Here is a 17,129-nt window from a genome sequence, read left to right as displayed (position 1 = left end):
CGGTGTCTCAGGATGCGGTCGTGACACCCGTCGCACCGCCCCCGGGCCGGGTGGGCGTGAGCGTCTCGTCCAGGAACTCCGCCGCCTGGACGAGCACCTGGTCACGGCCCGTCCCCGGAATGCCCACCGTCACATGGACGCTGAACCCGTCCAGCAGCGCCCGCAGCCGGGTCGCGAACCGGTCGGCGTCCACCGCCCGGAACTCCCCGCGCGAGACCCCCTCCGCCAGCAGCGCCACCAGGTCCCGGTGCCAGGCCCCCTCGATGGCGGCCTGCCGGGCCCTGGCGTCGTCGTCCGCGTTCTGGGAGCGGCCCCACACCTCCAGCCAGAGCGTCCAGTGGGGGTCGCGGTGACCGGCGGGGAGGTAGAGGCCGATGTACGCCTCCAGCCGCTCGCGGGCGGTCCCCGGCCCGGCGAGGAGGGCGCGCCGCTCGGCCCCGAGGCGGTTCTCGCTCCACTCCAGGGTCTGGAGCAGCAGCTCGTCCTTGGTGCGGAAGTAGTAGAGGAGGTGCCCGCTGCTCATCCCCACCTCGCGCCCGAGCCCGGCCATGGTCAGCCCGTCGAGGCCGCGCGCGGCGACGGTGGCCATGGCGGCGGCGAGGACGTCCTCACGGGGCGGGGCGGCGTGGTGGGTGCGGCGGGGGGCGGGGGTCATGGGGTCGCTCGTACCTTCGGCTGCTGCTGGGTGATGCAGTGGATGCCTCCACCGCCGGCAAAGATCGTACGGGCGTCGACAAGGGTCACCGTACGGTCCGGGAAGAGGCCCCGGAAGATCGCGGCGGCCTCCTCGTCGCGCGGGTCGTCGAAGGCGCAGAGGACCACGCCGTCGTTGCAGAGGTAGTGGTTGATGTAGGAGTAGTCGACCCACTCGCCGTCCTCGTCGCGCAGCACGGTGGGCGCGGGCACCTCGATGACCTCCAGCGGGCGGCCCCGGGCGTCGGTGGCGGCCCGCAGGACGGCCAGCAGCTCCCGGGTGACCTCGTGGTCGGGGTGGGCCGGGTCGGGCTGGACGTGGGCGACGACGGTGCCCGGGCGGACGAAGGCGGCCACGATGTCGACATGGCCGAGCGTGCCGTACGTCCCGTAGTCGCCGGTCAGCCCGCGCGGCAGCCAGATCGCCTTCTCGGTGCCCAGGCGGGCGTGGATCTCCGCCTCGACCTGCTCGCGGGTCCAGCCGGGGTTGCGCTCCTCGCCGAGCTGGACGGTCTCGGTGAGCAGGACGGTGCCCTCGCCGTCCACGTGGATCGCGCCGCCCTCGTTGACGAGCGGGGAGCTGTGGGCGGGGGTGCCGGTCAGCTCGGCGACGGCCCGGGCGATGTGCTGGTCGCTCTCCCAGCGGGCCCAGCCCTGGGCGCCCCAGCCGTTGAACGTCCAGTCGACGGCGGCGAGGGTGCGGCCGTCGGTGACGAAGGTGGGCCCGATGTCCCGCATCCAGGCGTCGTCCAGGGGGCGTACGACCAGCTCGACGTCGGGCCCGAGGAGTGCGGCGGCCCCCTCCTCCTGCCCCGGCCCGACCACCATCGTGACCGGCTCGAACCGGCGTACGGCCCGGGCGACGGCGGCCCAGGCACGGCGGGCCCCGTCCAGCTCGGCGTCGGAGGCGAAGGTGGGGTTGGGACCGGGCCACGCCATCCAGGTGCGCTCGTGGGGGGCCCACTCGGGGGGCATGCGGAAGGGGGTGGGGGTGGCGGCCGGCATGGGGGCTCCTGGGCTTCCGGGTGAGACAGTTAGAGTGTCACTCTAACTTTACCGCGAAGCCGTACGGAAGTTTCTTGCGGCCCTTTTAGAGCGGTGCTCTAGTCGTCGGGTACGGAAAAGGCCGCACCGGCCTCGGGGCGGTGCGGCCTCTCCCAGGAGCCCGGGGGGACTAGCCGAGCGGGTGCATCCAGCCGTGGGTGTCCTCGGCGGTGCCGCGCTGGATGTCGAGCAGGCGCTCGCGCAGCTTCATGGTGACCTCGCCGGGCGTGCCGTCGCCCTGGGTCCACTCGCCGCCCGCGGTCTTCACGGTGCCGACCGGGGTGATGACGGCGGCGGTGCCGCAGGCGAAGACCTCGGTGAGGGTGCCCTTCGCGGTGTCGTCGCGCCACTGGTCGATGGAGATCCGGCCCTCCTCGGAGCCGTAACCGAGGTCGCGGGCGACCTTGAGGAGGGAGTCGCGGGTGACCCCGGCGAGCAGGGAGCCGGTGAGGGCGGGCGTGATGATCTTCCTGGAGCCGTCCTCCTGCTCGTACACGAAGTACAGGTTCATCCCGCCGAGCTCCTCGACCCACTTGTGCTCGACGGCGTCGAGGTAGGCGACCTGGGCGCAGCCGTGCTCGGCGGCCTCGGCCTGGGCGAGGAGGGAGGCCGCGTAGTTGCCGCCGGTTTTGGCGTCGCCGACGCCGCCGGGGACGGCGCGGACGCGGTTCTCGGAGAGCCAGATGGAGACGGGCTTCACGCCACCGGGGAAGTAGGCGCCTGCGGGCGAGGCGATGACCAGGAAGAGGTACTCGTTGGCCGGCTTCACACCGAGGCCGACCTCGGTCGCGATCATGAACGGGCGGAGGTACAGCGACTCCTCGCCGCCGTGCGCCGGGACCCACGCCTTGTCCTGCTGCACCAGCGCGTCGCAGGCCGCGATGAACGTCTCGACGGGCAGCTCGGGCATGGCGAGGCGGGCGGCCGAGCGCTGGAAGCGGCGGGCGTTGGCGTCGGGGCGGAACGAGGCGACCGAGCCGTCGGGCTGGCGGTACGCCTTGAGCCCCTCGAAGATCTCCTGCGCGTAGTGCAGGGTCATGTTGGCCGGGTCCAGGGACAGCGGGCCGTAGGGGACCAGCTCGGCGTCGTGCCAGCCGCGGCCCTCGGTCCAGCGGATCGTCACCATGTGATCGGTGAAGTGCCGGCCGAATCCGGGGTTGGCCAGAATCGCCTCGCGCTCCGCGTCGGACAGCGGGTTCGAGGAGGGCTTGAGCTCGATCGTGGGCGTCGTCATGAGTGCGTGTCCTTCACCGGTCTTGTGTGTGATGGACCGCGCCCACGCCCGTCCTCCTCCCGACGCTTTCCGGTCAGGTCCTAGGACGTCCGAGCTTCACCGCGAGCCACGGCCCCGCGTTCGATTATCTCTTGCGGGGGGCCAGGCACGAAATGGTGGGATTGCGGTCCAGGGGTCGATGGTGGCACCCGGGGGCCGCACAGGTGAAGCCGCCGGGCGCTGAATGCGACCCGGCGGCCTCGAAGTGGAGTCGTCGGGTCAGCTCGCTACGCGTACCGCGAGGGCGTCGCCGATCTGGTCGGTCGTGCGCGGGGCGGCGGCCCCGTCGCGCTCCGCGAGGTCGGCGGAGACGGCGTCCTCGATGCGCACGGCCTCGGCCTCGTAACCGAGGTGGCGCAGCAGGAGGGCGACGGAGAGGACCGTGGCGGTGGGGTCGGCCTTGCCCTGGCCCGCGATGTCGGGGGCGGAGCCGTGGACGGGCTCGAACATCGACGGGAACGCGCCCGTCGGGTTGATGTTGCCGGAGGCGGCCAGGCCGATACCGCCGGTCACGGCGGCGGCGAGGTCGGTGAGGATGTCGCCGAAGAGGTTGTCGGTGACGATGACGTCGAAGCGCTCCGGCTGGGTGACGAAGAAGATCGTCGCGGCGTCGACGTGCAGATAGTCGGTGGAGACCTGCGGGTACTCGGCGGCGACCTTGTCGAAGGTGTTCTTCCAGAGGTGACCGGCGTAGACGAGGACGTTGTTCTTGTGGACCAGCGTCAGCTTCTTGCGGGGCCGGGCGGCCGCGCGCTCGAAGGCATCCCGGACCACGCGCTCGACGCCGTACGCCGTGTTGACGCTGACCTCGGTGGCGACCTCGGCGGGGGTGCCGGTGCGCAGCGAGCCGCCGTTGCCGGTGTACGGGCCCTCGGTGCCCTCGCGGACGACGACGAAGTCGATGTCGGGGCGGCCCGCGAGGGGGGTCGCGGTGTTCGGGAAGAGCTTGGAGGGGCGCAGGTTGATGAAGTGGTCGAAGGCGAAACGCAGCTTCAGCAGCAGCCCGCGCTCCAGGACGCCGGACGGCACGGACGGGTCACCGATCGCGCCGAGGAGGATGGCGTCGTGGCTCCTGAGCGCCTCCAGCTCCGCGTCCGGGAGGGTCTCCCCGGTGCGGTGCCAGCGCTGGGCGCCAAGGTCGTACTCCTTGGTCTCCAGCTTCACATCCTGCGGGAGGACAGCGTTGAGGACCTTGAGGCCCTGGGCCACGACTTCCTGGCCGATTCCGTCACCGGGGATCACTGCGAGATCGATGCTGCGAGACATACGGGAAAGCCTAACGGTGCGTCCCACCCCATGACATATGACGTCCACGATGCGGACAGGGAACTGGTGTTCCGGGGCCGCCCGGGACGGATGTTCCGAGGTGGGTGTTCCGGGACGGGTGTTCCGGTCGGGGCCGGCGGGCCCTCGGCTCAGTGGCCGGTCGAGCCGCCGTTGTCCCGGCGGTCCAGGGCGCGCTGGAGGGCGGCGGCGGCGTTCTTGCGCTCGGCCTCGGCGGCGCGGGAGCTGTGACGGACGCGGCGGGTGGTGGTGTTGGCCATGATGGATCGACTCCTTGAGATCGCGTGGATGCCGGGGGCGGGGCGCACATCGCGGTGCGGCGCCGGGGCCGGGCCGGGATCGGATTTCGAGGTGCCGGAAGGAGCGGGGGGCGTACGCCGCAGGGGGTTACCTGCTTCGGGGCGCGCGCCCGCGACCGCCACAGTCGCTCGATCGAGCGATTCGTTCGGCTCCTACAAAGCTAGGACAGTCGGGCCGCTCTGTCTCTACAGTTAGTCGGACTTCCTACTATCTGAGACGGCCGCTCCACCGCGCTGTGCTCGCAACTCCCGGATCAACGCCCGTACGGCGAGGGATCGTGCCTGCTCAGGGGTGGTGACATAGCCGATCGAGCGGGTGGGCCGATCGGGTCCGAGAGCAGTGATCTCGATTCCGTCGGGTGCTCCGTACAGGGACAGACCGGGCATGATCGCCATACCGAGACCACGGGACACCATCGAGAGCACCGCTCCGTCGTCCTCGGCCTCCACCGTCGCCCGGGGAATCCATGCCTGGGCCGCCCACCAGTCGCGCGTGTACGAGGTGCAGTTCTCGGCCCAGTCGACCAGGGGCAGCGTCCGGGGCGCGGCGTGCCCGGCCGGGTGCACCAGGGAGTACTCCTCCTCCAGCAGTACGCCGCCGACCAGCTCGGGCGGGACCGGCGAGGTGGTCCCGATCGTCGCGACGGCCAGATCGGCCCGCCCGTCCAGCACCTCACCGGCCGTGCCCCGCCCCACCTCGCGCACCATGCGCACCACCGGCTCGACCCCCGGATGGCGGGCCGTGAGACGCTCCAGCGCGGGCGGCAGCAGATACAGGGCGGCACTGCGGAACGCGGCGATCCGCAGCGGCCCGCTCACGGTGTCCGAGCCGGTGGGCCCCGCGGCGGTCCCCCGGGCCTCGGCACCCATCACCTCGAGCAGCCGCAGGATGCGCCGGGCGTGTCCGGCGACCACCTCACCGGCGGGGGTGGGCGTGGCGCCCCGTCGGCCGCGCTCGAAGAGCAGGGCGCCGATCCGGCGCTCGCTGGTCCGGACGGAGTGGGAGACGGCGGACTGCGTCATGCCGAGGGCGCGGGCGGCGGCGGAGAACCCCTGGGCGTCGGCGACGGCGACGATGACGCGGAGTTCATGCGGGGCGAGGTCGGTCATCGCGCCCCCGGAGGGCCGGGGCATCGTGCCCCCGGAGAGCCGGGCCCAGGAAGACCGGACCCCGGAAGGCCGGACTCAGGGAAACCGGACCAGGGGAAACCCGACCCGGGGAAACCCGACCCATGAAAGCTGTTCATGGAAACGATTCTTCCATCGACATCCCCCTCTCCCCCACCCGCACCTCTTCCTCCTACGGTCGACACCATGACGACGCAGCGCACCACCGGTACCGCCCGCACCATCCACCTCGCCGCCCGCCCGCAGGGCTTCCCGACGCCGGACCTCTTCTCCGTCCACGAGGCACCGGTCCCCGAGCCCGCCCCCGGCACGGCCGTCGTGGAGAACCTCTACCTCTCCGTGGACCCGTACCACCGCGAGGAGATGGACAGCGGATGGGACCTGGGCGCCCCGCGTGAGGGGCGCGCGCTGGGCCGGGTGATCGCCTCCCGCGCCCCGGAGCTGGCGGAGGGCGACCTCGTCCTGCACCGCGAGGGGTGGCGGACCCATGCCGTGGTGGCGCCGGGCGACGCCGGGGTGCGGAAGGTGCCCTCGTACGACGGGGTCCCGCTCACCGCGTACATGTCGCTCCTCGGCGGCACCGGGCTCACCGCCTATGTGGCGCTCACCCGGACGCTGGAGTTCCGGGCCGGTCAGGACCTCTTCGTCTCGGCGGCGGCAGGCGGGGTCGGTACGGCGGTGGGGCGCTTCGCCAGGCTGCTCGGTGCCGGGCGGATCATCGGCAGCGCCGGGACGCCCGCGAAGGTGGCCCGGCTGACCGGCGAGCTCGGCTTCGACGCGGCGTTCGACTACCACGACGGCCCGGTCGGTGAGCTGCTGGCGAAGGCGGCGCCGGACGGCATCGACGCGTACGTCGACAACGTCGGCGGGGACCATCTGGAGGGCGCGATCTCCGTGCTCCGCGAGCACGGGCGGATCGCCTGGGTCGGCGCCATCTCCCAGTACCACTCCGCGCACGAGCCGCCCGCCGCCCCGCGCAACCTGTTCGACATCGTGGAGAAGAGCCTGCGGCTGGAAGGGGTGATGGTGCGCAACTATCCCGACGTGATGGCCGAGTTGGAGGAGTTCCTGGTGCCGCACCTCCGGAGCGGGCTGGTCGTGCCCGATGTCACGGTGGTGGACGGCTTCGAGCGGACGGTGGACGGGTTCCTCGGGATGCTGCGGGGCGAGAACACCGGCAAGATGCTGATCCGGATCGCCGACTGAGGCCCGGGGAAGGGCCGTTGACCGGCCCTGACGGCACCTCGGCCCTCTTCTGGAGCGAGTTGTGCCCGTCTCCCCTACAGCAGGTCGCCGTCGCGCCAGTCGAAGACGAGCGGGTGGGCGGCGGCGGGCAGTACGTGCCCGGCGGCCGGGCGGACGTAGGTGCTGCCCTCCTCCTCCGGCAGCGGGACGGTCCCGTGCGGCCCGAGGGCGGCGAGGCTCCCCGGCCACACCTGCCAGCCGCGCGCCGCGTAGAGCGCCGCGCCCGCGTCGGAGGCGGACAGGGCGCCGAACTCGTAGGCCCCGTCGACGACCCGCTCCAGCGCGGCCATCACCCGGTGGCCGAGCCCCTGGCGGCGGCGGCCGGGGCGGACGGCGACGGCCTCGACGTATCCGGCGCGCAGCGAGCGGCCCTCGTGGAGCACCCGGCGCTGGACGACGGAGCCGTGGGCGATCAGGAGCCCGCCGGTGTCGCGGACGAGGGCGTGGACGCCGCCGAGGGAGTGCTCCCAGTCGTCGTCGCCGAAGTCGCCGTCGAAGGCGGAGTCCAGCAGGGCGCGGATCTCGTCCCGTACAGCCGCGGTCAGCTCATAGGTGTGGGCGGCGTGCACCGCGGGGAGCTCGGTCATGATCCCAGTTTCCCAAACACCCGCTCCCACCAGGCACGCAGGGCCGATCCGGGGTACGGAGCCGGTCGCGCGGGCTCCGTACCCCGGCCTCCCGGTTCTAGTACACCGAGACGCCGTACGCCGAGAGCGCCTCCACCACCGGCTGGTGGATGGCCGAACCGCTCGTGCCGGAGCAACCGGAGCTGCCGGAGTGGATGCCGAGGGCGACGGTCCCGGCGAAGTGGGCGCCGCCGCTGTCGCCGCCGGCCGAGCAGGCGGTGGTGCGGACCATGCCGTAGACGGGCCCGTCGCTGTAGTTGACGGTGACGTTGACGGCGGTGACCGTTCCGGAGGTCACCTTGGTGGTGGAGCCGCTCTTGCGGATCGCCTGGCCGACGACGGCGTTGGCGGCGGAGCTGATGTCCTGGGTGGAGCCGTTGTAGAGGTCGACGGTTCCGGCGGGCGAGGAGCCGTCGGTGTAGCGGACGATGCCGTAGTCGTTGACCGGGAAGCTGGTGCCCTCGCGGACACCGATGACCGGACCGCCCGAGGTGGCCGACCAGTTGGCGGAGATGTTGGTGCAGTGCCCGGCGGTCACGAAGTAACGGGCCCCGCCCTTGGTGACGTTGAAGGCGGCCGAGCAGCGGCTGCCGCCGCCGTAGATGGCCCCGCCGCCCAGCACCTCGCGGTCGAAGACGCCGGGTACGCGGCTGATGCTCACCGCGCCGCCGAGCCGCTTCGCGACGGCTTCGAGGCGGGCCATGTCCCGGGCGGAGACGGAGGAGTCGGCCTCCACCGCGACCTGGTTGGTGCGCGGGTCGATGCCCCAGGAGGTGCCGGTGATCTTCGCCTCGGCCTCCAGGGTCTTCATGGCGGCGTCGAGCTGGGCGGCGCTGCGGGCCACCCGGCGGACGGTGGCCCCGGTGGCGCGGGCCCGCTCCTCGGCCCGGTCGGTGGTGACGGTGACGACCAGGTCGCCGGTCTTCCGGTCGAGGTAGGTTCCGGCGGTGTCGGCGCCGAGCTCGCGTTCGACGGCGGCGTCGAGCGCGTACGCGGACGCGGAGGGGATCGCCGAGGGGGCAGCGGCGGCGGAGCGGGCTTCGGCGGAGGTGGCGGGGGCCGCGCCGAGGCCGAGGGCACCGGCGACGAGCAGCAGGGAAAGGCTCAGGCGCGCACGGGGGTTGCGTCTCATGGGGGGAGCTCCTTCTCGGGTGACGTGTGGGGACGTACCGAGAAGGAATTTGACATGCTCATTACCTTCACCACAAGACCGCCTGCCCTGGAGGCAGTTGACGCCAGGCCGTCGCCCCCGCTCACCGGACACTGTCCGGGACCGGCCCCGTACCTGACCGAAGCCCCGCTTCCCCCGCCCGCCCCCGCGCCGCACACTGCGCCCATGCCCGACACCACACCCGCGCCCGCATCCGCGCCCCGCCCCTGGTCGCCCACCCATGGCGACCCGTACCGCCCCACGCCCTACCGCCCCGAGCGGATCGCCCCCGAGGAGTCCCTCGCCCGGGCCGCCCGGCTGCGGCGGCGCATGGACGAGCGCCGGACCGTCCGCGCGTTCTCCCCCGACCCGGTCCCCGAACAGGTGCTGCGCGACGCCGTCGCCTGCGCGGCCACCGCCCCCTCCGGTGCCCACCAGCAGCCGTGGACCTTCGTCCTGGTCAAGGACCCGGAGGTGCGCCGCCGCATCCGGGAGGCCGCCGAGCACGAGGAGAAGCTGAGTTACGACGGGCGGCTCGGCGAGGAGTGGCTCGCGGCGCTCCGCCCGCTGGGCACCGACGCGGTCAAGGCCCATATGACGGACGCGCCCGGCCTGATCGTGGTGTTCCAGCAGCGCTACTGGCTGGGCGAGGACGGCACCAGGCGCAAGCACTACTACGTCGACGAGTCGGTGGGCATCGCGGTGGGGATGCTGCTCGGCGCCCTGCACCTGTCCGGGCTCGCCGCGCTGGTCCACACCCCGAGCCCGATGCGCTTCCTCGGTGAGGTGCTGGACCGGCCGGAGAACGAGAAGGCGTTCGCGGTGATCCCCGTCGGCTACCCGTCCGACGACTGCGAGGTCCCCGACCTCGTCCGCAAGTCGCTGGACCAGGTGCTCGTGGAGATCTGAGGACACCTACGTGGAAACCGCCCCCCGGCCGGTAGGGGGACCGGTCGGGGGGCGGTGCTGGGAGGGGTCCCCACGGGGGACCCGGGCCCGGGGCGTCGTGCTGCGGCGCCCCGGGGAGGGCCGTCAGCCCTGGTGGGGGTAGGTGTAGTCGGTCGGCGGGACCAGGGTCTCCTTGATGGCCCGGGTGAGGGTCCAGCGCTGGAGGTTCTGCGGGGCGCCCGCCTTGTCGTTGGTGCCGGAGGCGCGGCCGCCGCCGAAGGGCTGCTGGCCGACGACGGCGCCGGTCGACTTGTCGTTGATGTAGAAGTTGCCCGCGGCGTAGCGGAGCTTCTCCATCGTGTACGCGGCGGCGGCGCGGTCGCCCGCGATGACCGAGCCGGTCAGCGCGTAGTCGGAGACCGACTCCATCTGCTCCAGCATCGCGTCGTAGTTCTCGTCCTCGTAGACGTGGACCGCGAGGATCGGGCCGAAGTACTCGGTCGTGAAGACCTCGTTCTCGGGGTCGGTGCACTCGATGACCGTCGGGCGGACGAAGTAGCCCACCGAGTCGTCGTAGGTGCCGCCCGCGACGATCGTGCACGCCGGGTCGGTCTTGGCGCGGTCGATCGCGGCCTTGTTCTTGGCGAACGAGCGGTCGTCGATGACGGCCCCGATGAAGTTGCTCAGGTCGGTGACGTCACCCATCTTGATGGAGTCGACCTCGGCCGCGAACTCCTCCTTGAAACCGGAGTTCCAGATGGAGGCGGGGACGTACGCACGCGAGGACGCGGAGCACTTCTGGCCCTGGAACTCGAAGGAGCCGCGGGTCAGCGCGGTCTTCAGCACGGCGCGGTCGGCGCTGGGGTGCGCGACGACGAAGTCCTTGCCGCCGGTCTCGCCGACGAGCCGCGGGTAGGTGCGGTAGGTGGCGATGTTGTTGCCGACCGTCTTCCACAGGTGCTGGAAGGTGGGGGTCGAGCCGGTGAAGTGGATACCGGCCAGGTCGCGGTGGTTCAGTGCCACCTCGGAGACGGCGATGCCGTCGCCGGTGACCAGGTTGATGACGCCCTTGGGCAGCCCGGCCTCCTCCAGGAGCTGCATCAGCAGCACGGCGGCGTGGGTCTGGGTCGGGGACGGCTTCCACACCACGACGTTGCCCATGAGGGCGGGGGCGGTGGGGAGGTTGCCCGCGATGGCCGTGAAGTTGAACGGCGTGATCGCGTAGACGAAGCCCTCCAGCGGGCGGTGGTCCATACGGTTCCACACGCCCGGGGAGTTGGCCGGGGGCTGCTCGGCGAGGATCTGGCGCGCGTAGTGCACGTTGAAGCGCCAGAAGTCGACGAGCTCGCAGGGGGTGTCGATCTCGGCCTGCTGGGCGGTCTTGGACTGGCCGAGCATGGTGGAGGCGGCCAGCGTCTCGCGCCAGGGGCCCGCCAGCAGCTCGGCGGCGCGCAGGATGATCGCCGCGCGGTCGTCGAAGGACATCGCGCGCCAGGCCGGAGCGGCGGCGAGGGCCGCGTCGATGGCGTCCTGGGCGTCCTGCTCGGTGGCCCCGGCGAAGGTGCCGATGACGGCCTGGTGGTTGTGCGGCTGCACGACGTTCACCCGCTCGCCGCCGCCCATCCGCTTCTCGCCGCCGATGGTCATCGGCAGGTCGATCGGGTTGTCGGCGAGCTCCTTGAGCTTCACCTCCAGGCGGGCGCGCTCCGGGGAGCCCGGGGCGTAGGAGTGAACCGGCTCGTTGACCGGCGCGGGGACCTGGGTGACGGCGTCCATGAGTGCCTTGTCTCCTTGGTGTCGGCGGGGATGGGGGTCGGCCCGGGGACCGGTTCAGCCCTTGGTGAGGACCGAGCGGCCGAAGAACAGCAGGTTGGCCGGCTTCTCCGCGAGGCGGCGCATGAAATATCCGTACCAGTCGGTGCCGTACGCCGTGTAGACGCGCATCCGGTGGCCCTCGGCCGCGAGCCGGACGTGCTCGTCGCTGCGGATGCCGTACAGCATCTGGAACTCGTACTCATCCAGTTTGCGCCCGGCCTGGCGGCCCAGCTCCTGGGCGATGGCGATGAGACGGGGGTCGTGGGACCCGATCATCGGGTAGCCCGCGCCCTCCATCAGGATGCGGGTGATACGGACGTACGCCTTGTCGATCTCGGCCTTGTCCTGGTACGCGACGGACGCGGGCTCCTTGTAGGCGCCCTTCACGATGCGGACGCGGCTGCCCGCGGCGGCCAGGCGGCGGGCGTCGTCCTCGGTGCGGAACAGGTAGGACTGGATGACACAGCCGGTCTGCGGGAAGTCCTTCCGCAGCTCCTCGTGGATGGCGAACATCGAGTCGAGGGTGGTGTGGTCCTCGGCGTCCAGGGTGACCGTGGTACCGATGGCGTCGGCGGCCTCCACGACGGGGCGCACATTGGCGAGGGCGAGCTCGTGGCCGCCCTCCAGCGCCTGGCCGAACATGGAGAGCTTCACGGACATCTCGGCGCGCGGGCCCAGGTCCAGGGCTTTCAGGCGCTCGATGAGCTCCAGGTAGGCGTCGCGGGCGGCCTCGGCCTGGGCGGGGGTGGTGATGTCCTCGCCGACGACGTCGAGCGTGACCTCCAGGCCCTTGCCCGCGGCGTCCTCGACGATCGGGATGACCTGGTCGACGGTCTCCCCGGCGATGAAGCGGTCGACGACCTGCTTGGTGCCGGGCGCGGCCGAGACGAACCGGCGCATCTTGTCGCTGCGCGATGCGGCGAGAATCACGGGACCCAGCACGGGGACCTCCACGAATATTCGGACGAAGGGCCGTAACGGTACGTACATGAACGTAGGTGAACGGACATGAACACACTGGTACGGCACGGATAACCACCGTGAAATCTAGGTACCGCTCCGATCCTGTGCCATCGACACCTGTCACGCATCCGTGGCCGCCATCTCAGACATCTGTCTGAAGAAACCGGGCGTGGGGTGCGAGAATGGCCGGGTGACAGGCGATTACCAGGAACTGGTCGACGAGATCTCCGCCCTCCTCGGCGCCCCCGCCACCCTGGAGAACCGCGATTTCGGCCTGGTCGCCTTCGGGGCCCACGACAGCGACGACGACAGCGCGATGGACCCGGTCCGCACCCGCTCGATCCTGACCCGCCGCTCCACCCCGGCCGTCCGCGCCTGGTTCGAGGGGTTCGGCATCACCCGGGCGACCGGCCCGGTCCGCATCCCCGCCGCCCCGGAGGCCGGGGTCTACCGGGACCGCGTCTGCCTTCCGGCACGCCATCGGGGCGTCGTCCTCGGTTACGTCTGGCTCCTGGACACCTCCCCCGGGCCGACCGACGGGCAGCTGGCCGCCGCGATGGAGGTCGCCGCCCGGATCGGGGCGCTGCTCTCGGACGAGGCGCGGGCGGGCGCGGACCTCTCGCGGGAGTTCGGCGCGGTGCTCACGGCCGGGCCGGGCCGTCGGCACGACACGGCGGTGGCGGCGCTGCGGGAGGCGCTGGGCCAGGACGCGGAGGGGCTGCACGCGGTGGTGTGCGTGACGCCGTGGACGGCCGACGACACCCCGTCGGTACGGGGCGTGGCCTCGGCGGCGGCCCTGGCGACGGTCGCCGCGCCGGGGGGCGCGGGCGCCGGGTCCAGCGCTTCCGGAGGCGTCGGGCCCACCGCCGCCACGGGAGGCTCCGGGGCAGGTCCGAGGGGCGTGGGCCCCGTCTCCCTGGCCGCGCTGATCAGGCTGCGCTCGGCGGACCGCCTGGACCCTGCGACGAGCGCCGCCGACCGGTTGCGTACGTCGGCGGGCCCGGGAGCCGCCGGGGGGATCGCGGCGCCCCGCCGGGGCCTGGAGGAGCTGACGGCCTCCTGGCGGGAGGCGGTGGCGGCGGCCCGGGCGGCCCGGGCCGAGACCCGCTTCGGCCCGGTCGCCCGCTGGTCGGCCATCGGCCCGTACCGTCTGCTCACCGCCCTCCCCGGCACCGGCACGGACCCGGCGGACCCGGCGGTGGCCACCCTGCTGACCCCGCTGCACAAGGAGCTGGCGCACACGGCGGAGGTGTTCCTGGACTGCGCGGGCCAGGCCGGCCGGACGGCCGCCGAGCTGGGCATCCACCGCCAGACGCTCTACTACCGCCTCTCCCGGATCGAGCAGATCACCGGCCTCGACCTGGGCGACGGCGAGGACCGGCTGCTGCTGCACATGGCGGTGAAGCGGGCGCGGCTGTAGGAGGTGGAGCCGCAGGGGTGGCCCGCGGGCGGTACGGCCTCCTGCGCCGCGGGACGGTGGAGCACCGGGCCGGAGCACCGGACGGGGGGCGGACGTCCACGTTGTTTTCAGTGTCCGCTAAACCGCCTGGTGGGGCCGGATCGGGCGCGGCGAGGATAGCCGGGAAGCGAGGCTCCCGACTCAGAGAAGCGAGGTGGCGCAGGCCATGCCAGAACCCCGCGCCGAAAGCATCCCGGGCACAGGTCAGGACATCCCTGTGTCCTCCATCGAGAACTCCGGTACGACACTGCCCACGGTCTCCGCTCCCAGCACCGGGAGGGACCGCCGGGAGTGGCTGCTCACGCACCGGGACCAGCTGCGGCGGCTGGTGCTGCGGCACGGCGCGGTACGGCTCTCCGGCGGCACCCTGACCGACCCGGTGGACCTCGCCGAGACCGCGGCCCTGCTGGGCGGCGGTGCGCTGGAGTACACCGAGCGGTCCACTCCGCGCTCCCGGGTCGAAGGAACGGTCTACACCTCCACCGAATACCCCGCCGACCAGCGGATTCCGCAGCACAACGAGAGTTCCTACTCGTCCCGTTGGCCGGACCACCTGTTCTTCCTCGCGGCTGTGCCGTCGCGTACCGGCGGACAGACCCCGGTGGCCGACAGCCGTTCCGTGCTCGCCGAGCTGCCCCGCGATCTGGTGGACCGGTTCGCCGAGCACGGTGTGCGCTACACCCGGGCCTACCACGACGGTGTCGGACTGTCCTGGCAGGAGGCGTTCCAGACCGAGGACCGGACGGCCGTCGAGGAGTACTGCCGTACCAACGCCATCTCGTGGGAGTGGGACGGGGATCTGCTGCGGACCCACCAGGTACGCCCGGCGCTCGCCGACCACCCGGTCACCGGGGAGACGGTGTGGTTCAACCAGGCCCATCTCTTCCACGTCGGCTCGCTGCCGGCCGAGACGGCGGAGACCCTGCTTTCGTTCTTCCCCGAGGAGGACCTGCCCCGGAACGCCTATCTCGGTGACGGCAGCCCCATCGGGGCCGATGATCTCGCCACGATCCACGCGGCGTTCGAGCGGACGTCCGTGGGGCCCGTCTGGGAGACGGGCGACATGCTGATGGTCGACAACATCCTGGCCAGCCACGGCCGGGCGCCCTACGAGGGCGACCGGAAGATCATGGTCACCATGACGGCCGCGGACTGGGACGACTGGCCCCGGCCCTGACCACCGGGGGCGATGCCCCGGCCGGAGGACGGAGGGACCGGCACAGGTTCCCGTCTCCCGGCCGGGGCGCGCCCGTGGGCCGCGGGGCACTACTTCCCCTGGAGCCCCGCGTCCCACACCCAGGCCGCGATCCCCACCCGGTTGCGTACATCCAACTTCCCCTGGATATGGGTGAGGTGGGTCTTCACCGTCCCGGACGAGATGAAGAGTTCCGCCCCGATGTCGGCGTTGGTCATTCCGTCGGCGACCAGCTTGGCGATCTCCAGCTCACGCGGGGTCAGCCGCTCGGTGCCGGCGGGGTCCGCCCGCCGGGGCGCGGTGACACTGCGCAGCAGCCGTGTGGTGATCTGCGGGCTGATCAGCGAGTCCCCGTTCACCGCGGCCCGTACCGCCTCGACCAGCAGGGCCGCGCCGGACCGCTTCAGCAGGAAGCCGTAGGCACCGGAGCGCAACGCCGTATGCACGTATTCGTCCAGGTCGAAGGTGGTGACCACCACCACCCGGACCGACGGGACCTTCTGGGCCAGTTCGCGGGTGAGTTCCAGCCCGTCCATGGTGGGCATCTGGATATCGGCAAGCAGTACGTGGGGGCGTTCCGTACGGGCCAGTTCCAGCGCCTCGCGGCCGTCCGCCGCCTCACCCACGACTTTCATGTCCGGCTGCTGGTCGAGAATGCAGCGGAACCCTTCCCTCACGCTTCGCTGGTCGTCTGCGATCACAATCCGGGTCGTCATAACATGATCCTTGCACGCTGTAACATCGGCTCACGTGTGGAACCAACTGTGCCTTCTCGCCAGACCTGTTGGTGCCGCGATGCTGGCTGTCGTGGTCCTGGTGACCGCAGTCGCACAAGGGGGTGACATCCATCCCCTCATCCTGACCTCGACCCTGGTCGCGGTGCTGGCGGCCGTGGTGCACACGGTGTGGCTGCCCGCGACAGGGATGAAGCGGATGGTCTCCACGGTCCCGGTCGTGTGTCTGGTCTCGCTGGGTGTGACAGCGGTCTACCGAGGGCCCGTCGACAACGCCACGGCACTGTGGATTCTGCTGGAGACGTTCGCGCTTCTGGTGATCATCGTCCCGTCCGTCCGGCACCCGGGGCCCCTGGTCGCCACGGTTGTCTCGCTGGCCATGACCGCGACGGTGACGGTGCTGCCCCTGCGGATCGCGCTGACCATCGAGCCGCCCGCGGGCACCCGCGAGACACTCGGGCTCTGCGTGATCTGGGGTGTGGCGGCGGCCATCGCCGTGGGCGCCTCCTGCTATCTGCGGTCCCTGGACAGCCACCGCCGGATCGCCGTGGCGGCCGAGCGCCGGGCCGGGCGGCTCGCCATCGCCCGCGATCTCCACGACTTCGCGGCCCATGACGTGACCGGGGTGATGGTGCTCTCCCAGGCGGCGCAGACGCTCGCCCGGAGCTCTCCGGAGCGCGCGCTGGCCCTGCTGCCGCAGATCGAGACGGCCGGGGTGAACGCCCTGGAGGCCATGGACCGGACGATCCGAATTCTGCGCGATCTGGACGGCGACGAGAAGCTCCCCCGGCCCGCCGGGGCACGGGAGCCCGGGGCCGCACCGCGCGAGGAGACCGGACGCGCCCTCACCCTGGAGGAGGTCCCCACACTCATCGAGCGGTTCAACCGGACGGGGACCATCCCCACCCGGCTGCACATGGCACCCGGCACCCTGGACACGGTGCCGAACCGCGTCGGCTCGGTCGGGTACCGCGTGGTGCTGGAGGCGCTCACCAACGTCCGCCGGCACGCCCCGTCGGCTTCCGGGGTGACGGTCACGATAGCCCGCCGCTCCAGTGGGACGGCGGGGGACGGCGGCAGCGGCACCGAGGTGCTGCGGGTCCACGTCGTGGACGACGGTGACGGTGCCGAGGACGACCCGGCCGCCGCCCAAGCCGAACGGGAGGGCGGTGGTACGGGTATCGAGGCCCTGGAGCAGCGGGTCCGGGAGCTGGACGGGAGGCTCACGGCCGAACCGGCGCACCCCGTCGGCTGGCAGGTGACCGCGGACTTTCCGCTGGCCGCCGGACCCGGGGGCGGCTGACCGGACCCGGGGCGCCCGGACGGTACCGGG

The 17,129-nt window shown here is 72.1% G+C and carries 15 protein-coding genes; 5 read left to right on the top strand and 10 right to left on the bottom strand.

Features of this window, described 5'->3' with window-relative positions:
• Nucleotides 1–7: 7 nt before the first annotated feature.
• From B7C62_26845 to B7C62_26825, 5 genes are all read right to left on the bottom strand, one after another.
• Nucleotides 8–655, bottom strand: a complete 648-nt coding sequence (locus B7C62_26845; GenBank protein ARF75470.1) for a transcriptional regulator — start codon at nt 653–655, stop codon at nt 8–10.
• Nucleotides 652–1,698, bottom strand: a complete 1,047-nt coding sequence (locus B7C62_26840; GenBank protein ID ARF75469.1) for an agmatine deiminase — start codon at nt 1,696–1,698, stop codon at nt 652–654. The genes B7C62_26845 and B7C62_26840 overlap by 4 nt, the downstream gene beginning before the upstream one ends.
• 169 nt (nt 1,699–1,867) lie before the next feature.
• Nucleotides 1,868–2,971: a branched chain amino acid aminotransferase gene (locus B7C62_26835; protein ID ARF75468.1), complete on the bottom strand. Its 1,104-nt coding sequence runs from the start codon at nt 2,969–2,971 to the stop codon at nt 1,868–1,870.
• A gap of 258 nt (nt 2,972–3,229) precedes the next feature.
• Entirely contained in the window at nt 3,230–4,276 is a 1,047-nt protein-coding gene (locus B7C62_26830) for a 3-isopropylmalate dehydrogenase (GenBank protein ARF75467.1), read from the bottom strand.
• Between the two features lie 509 nt (nt 4,277–4,785).
• Nucleotides 4,786–5,703, bottom strand: a complete 918-nt coding sequence (locus tag B7C62_26825; protein ARF75466.1) for a LysR family transcriptional regulator — start codon at nt 5,701–5,703, stop codon at nt 4,786–4,788.
• 204 nt (nt 5,704–5,907) lie between these two features.
• Between B7C62_26825 and B7C62_26820 the strand changes: the two genes are divergently transcribed.
• A complete protein-coding gene (locus B7C62_26820) occupies nt 5,908–6,927 on the top strand; it encodes an NADP-dependent oxidoreductase (GenBank protein ID ARF75465.1) in 1,020 nt (339 codons plus the stop codon).
• A gap of 74 nt (nt 6,928–7,001) precedes the next feature.
• Here B7C62_26820 and B7C62_26815 read toward each other — a convergent pair whose 3' ends face one another.
• Together B7C62_26815 and B7C62_26810 are read right to left on the bottom strand one after the other, a co-directional pair.
• Nucleotides 7,002–7,553, bottom strand: a complete 552-nt coding sequence (locus tag B7C62_26815; GenBank protein ARF75464.1) for an aminoglycoside 2'-N-acetyltransferase — start codon at nt 7,551–7,553, stop codon at nt 7,002–7,004.
• A 97-nt stretch (nt 7,554–7,650) separates the two neighbouring features.
• A complete protein-coding gene (locus tag B7C62_26810; protein ID ARF75463.1) occupies nt 7,651–8,724 on the bottom strand; it encodes a serine protease in 1,074 nt (357 codons plus the stop codon).
• 204 nt (nt 8,725–8,928) lie between these two features.
• Here B7C62_26810 and B7C62_26805 point away from each other — a divergent pair, with 204 nt between their 5' ends.
• Nucleotides 8,929–9,651 (top strand): nitroreductase, encoded by a 723-nt coding sequence (locus tag B7C62_26805; protein ID ARF75462.1) that lies wholly within the window; start codon nt 8,929–8,931, stop codon nt 9,649–9,651.
• A 123-nt stretch (nt 9,652–9,774) separates the two neighbouring features.
• Here B7C62_26805 and B7C62_26800 read toward each other — a convergent pair whose 3' ends face one another.
• Nucleotides 9,775–11,406, bottom strand: a complete 1,632-nt coding sequence (locus B7C62_26800; protein ID ARF75461.1) for a 1-pyrroline-5-carboxylate dehydrogenase — start codon at nt 11,404–11,406, stop codon at nt 9,775–9,777.
• A 54-nt stretch (nt 11,407–11,460) separates the two neighbouring features.
• Nucleotides 11,461–12,387: a proline dehydrogenase gene (locus B7C62_26795; protein ID ARF75460.1), complete on the bottom strand. Its 927-nt coding sequence runs from the start codon at nt 12,385–12,387 to the stop codon at nt 11,461–11,463.
• 211 nt (nt 12,388–12,598) lie between these two features.
• Here B7C62_26795 and B7C62_26790 point away from each other — a divergent pair, with 211 nt between their 5' ends.
• Complete coding sequence (locus tag B7C62_26790; GenBank protein ARF75459.1) at nt 12,599–13,828, top strand: PucR family transcriptional regulator; 1,230 nt, start codon at nt 12,599–12,601, stop codon at nt 13,826–13,828.
• Between the two features lie 205 nt (nt 13,829–14,033).
• Nucleotides 14,034–15,044, top strand: coding sequence for a hypothetical protein (locus tag B7C62_26785; protein ARF75458.1), 1,011 nt, complete (start codon nt 14,034–14,036; stop codon nt 15,042–15,044).
• A gap of 89 nt (nt 15,045–15,133) precedes the next feature.
• Here B7C62_26785 and B7C62_26780 read toward each other — a convergent pair whose 3' ends face one another.
• A complete protein-coding gene (locus tag B7C62_26780; GenBank protein ARF75457.1) occupies nt 15,134–15,778 on the bottom strand; it encodes a DNA-binding response regulator in 645 nt (214 codons plus the stop codon).
• Between the two features lie 79 nt (nt 15,779–15,857).
• Here B7C62_26780 and B7C62_26775 point away from each other — a divergent pair, with 79 nt between their 5' ends.
• Entirely contained in the window at nt 15,858–17,099 is a 1,242-nt protein-coding gene (locus B7C62_26775; GenBank protein ID ARF75456.1) for a hypothetical protein, read from the top strand.
• Nucleotides 17,100–17,129 lie beyond the last annotated feature (30 nt).

Source organism: Kitasatospora albolonga, from assembly GCA_002082585.1.
Classification (GTDB): domain Bacteria; phylum Actinomycetota; class Actinomycetes; order Streptomycetales; family Streptomycetaceae; genus Streptomyces; species Streptomyces stephensoniae.
This window is presented reverse-complemented; position numbering and strand designations above follow the sequence as displayed.

Excerpts from the sequence above, each read along its gene's own strand:
- B7C62_26845 (ARF75470.1), bottom strand. The coding sequence starts at position 655 with ATGACCCCCGCCCCCCGCCGCACCCACCACGCCGCCCCGCCCCGTGAG.
- B7C62_26825 (ARF75466.1), bottom strand. The coding sequence starts at position 5,703 with ATGACCGACCTCGCCCCGCATGAACTCCGCGTCATCGTCGCCGTCGCC.
- B7C62_26780 (ARF75457.1), bottom strand. The coding sequence starts at position 15,778 with ATGACGACCCGGATTGTGATCGCAGACGACCAGCGAAGCGTGAGGGAA.
- B7C62_26815 (ARF75464.1), bottom strand. The coding sequence starts at position 7,553 with ATGACCGAGCTCCCCGCGGTGCACGCCGCCCACACCTATGAGCTGACC.
- B7C62_26775 (ARF75456.1), top strand. The coding sequence starts at position 15,858 with ATGCTGGCTGTCGTGGTCCTGGTGACCGCAGTCGCACAAGGGGGTGAC.
- B7C62_26785 (ARF75458.1), top strand. The coding sequence starts at position 14,034 with ATGCCAGAACCCCGCGCCGAAAGCATCCCGGGCACAGGTCAGGACATC.
- B7C62_26840 (ARF75469.1), bottom strand. The coding sequence starts at position 1,698 with ATGCCGGCCGCCACCCCCACCCCCTTCCGCATGCCCCCCGAGTGGGCC.
- B7C62_26835 (ARF75468.1), bottom strand. The coding sequence starts at position 2,971 with ATGACGACGCCCACGATCGAGCTCAAGCCCTCCTCGAACCCGCTGTCC.
- B7C62_26800 (ARF75461.1), bottom strand. The coding sequence starts at position 11,406 with ATGGACGCCGTCACCCAGGTCCCCGCGCCGGTCAACGAGCCGGTTCAC.
- B7C62_26805 (ARF75462.1), top strand. The coding sequence starts at position 8,929 with ATGCCCGACACCACACCCGCGCCCGCATCCGCGCCCCGCCCCTGGTCG.
- B7C62_26830 (ARF75467.1), bottom strand. The coding sequence starts at position 4,276 with ATGTCTCGCAGCATCGATCTCGCAGTGATCCCCGGTGACGGAATCGGC.
- B7C62_26810 (ARF75463.1), bottom strand. The coding sequence starts at position 8,724 with ATGAGACGCAACCCCCGTGCGCGCCTGAGCCTTTCCCTGCTGCTCGTC.
- B7C62_26820 (ARF75465.1), top strand. The coding sequence starts at position 5,908 with ATGACGACGCAGCGCACCACCGGTACCGCCCGCACCATCCACCTCGCC.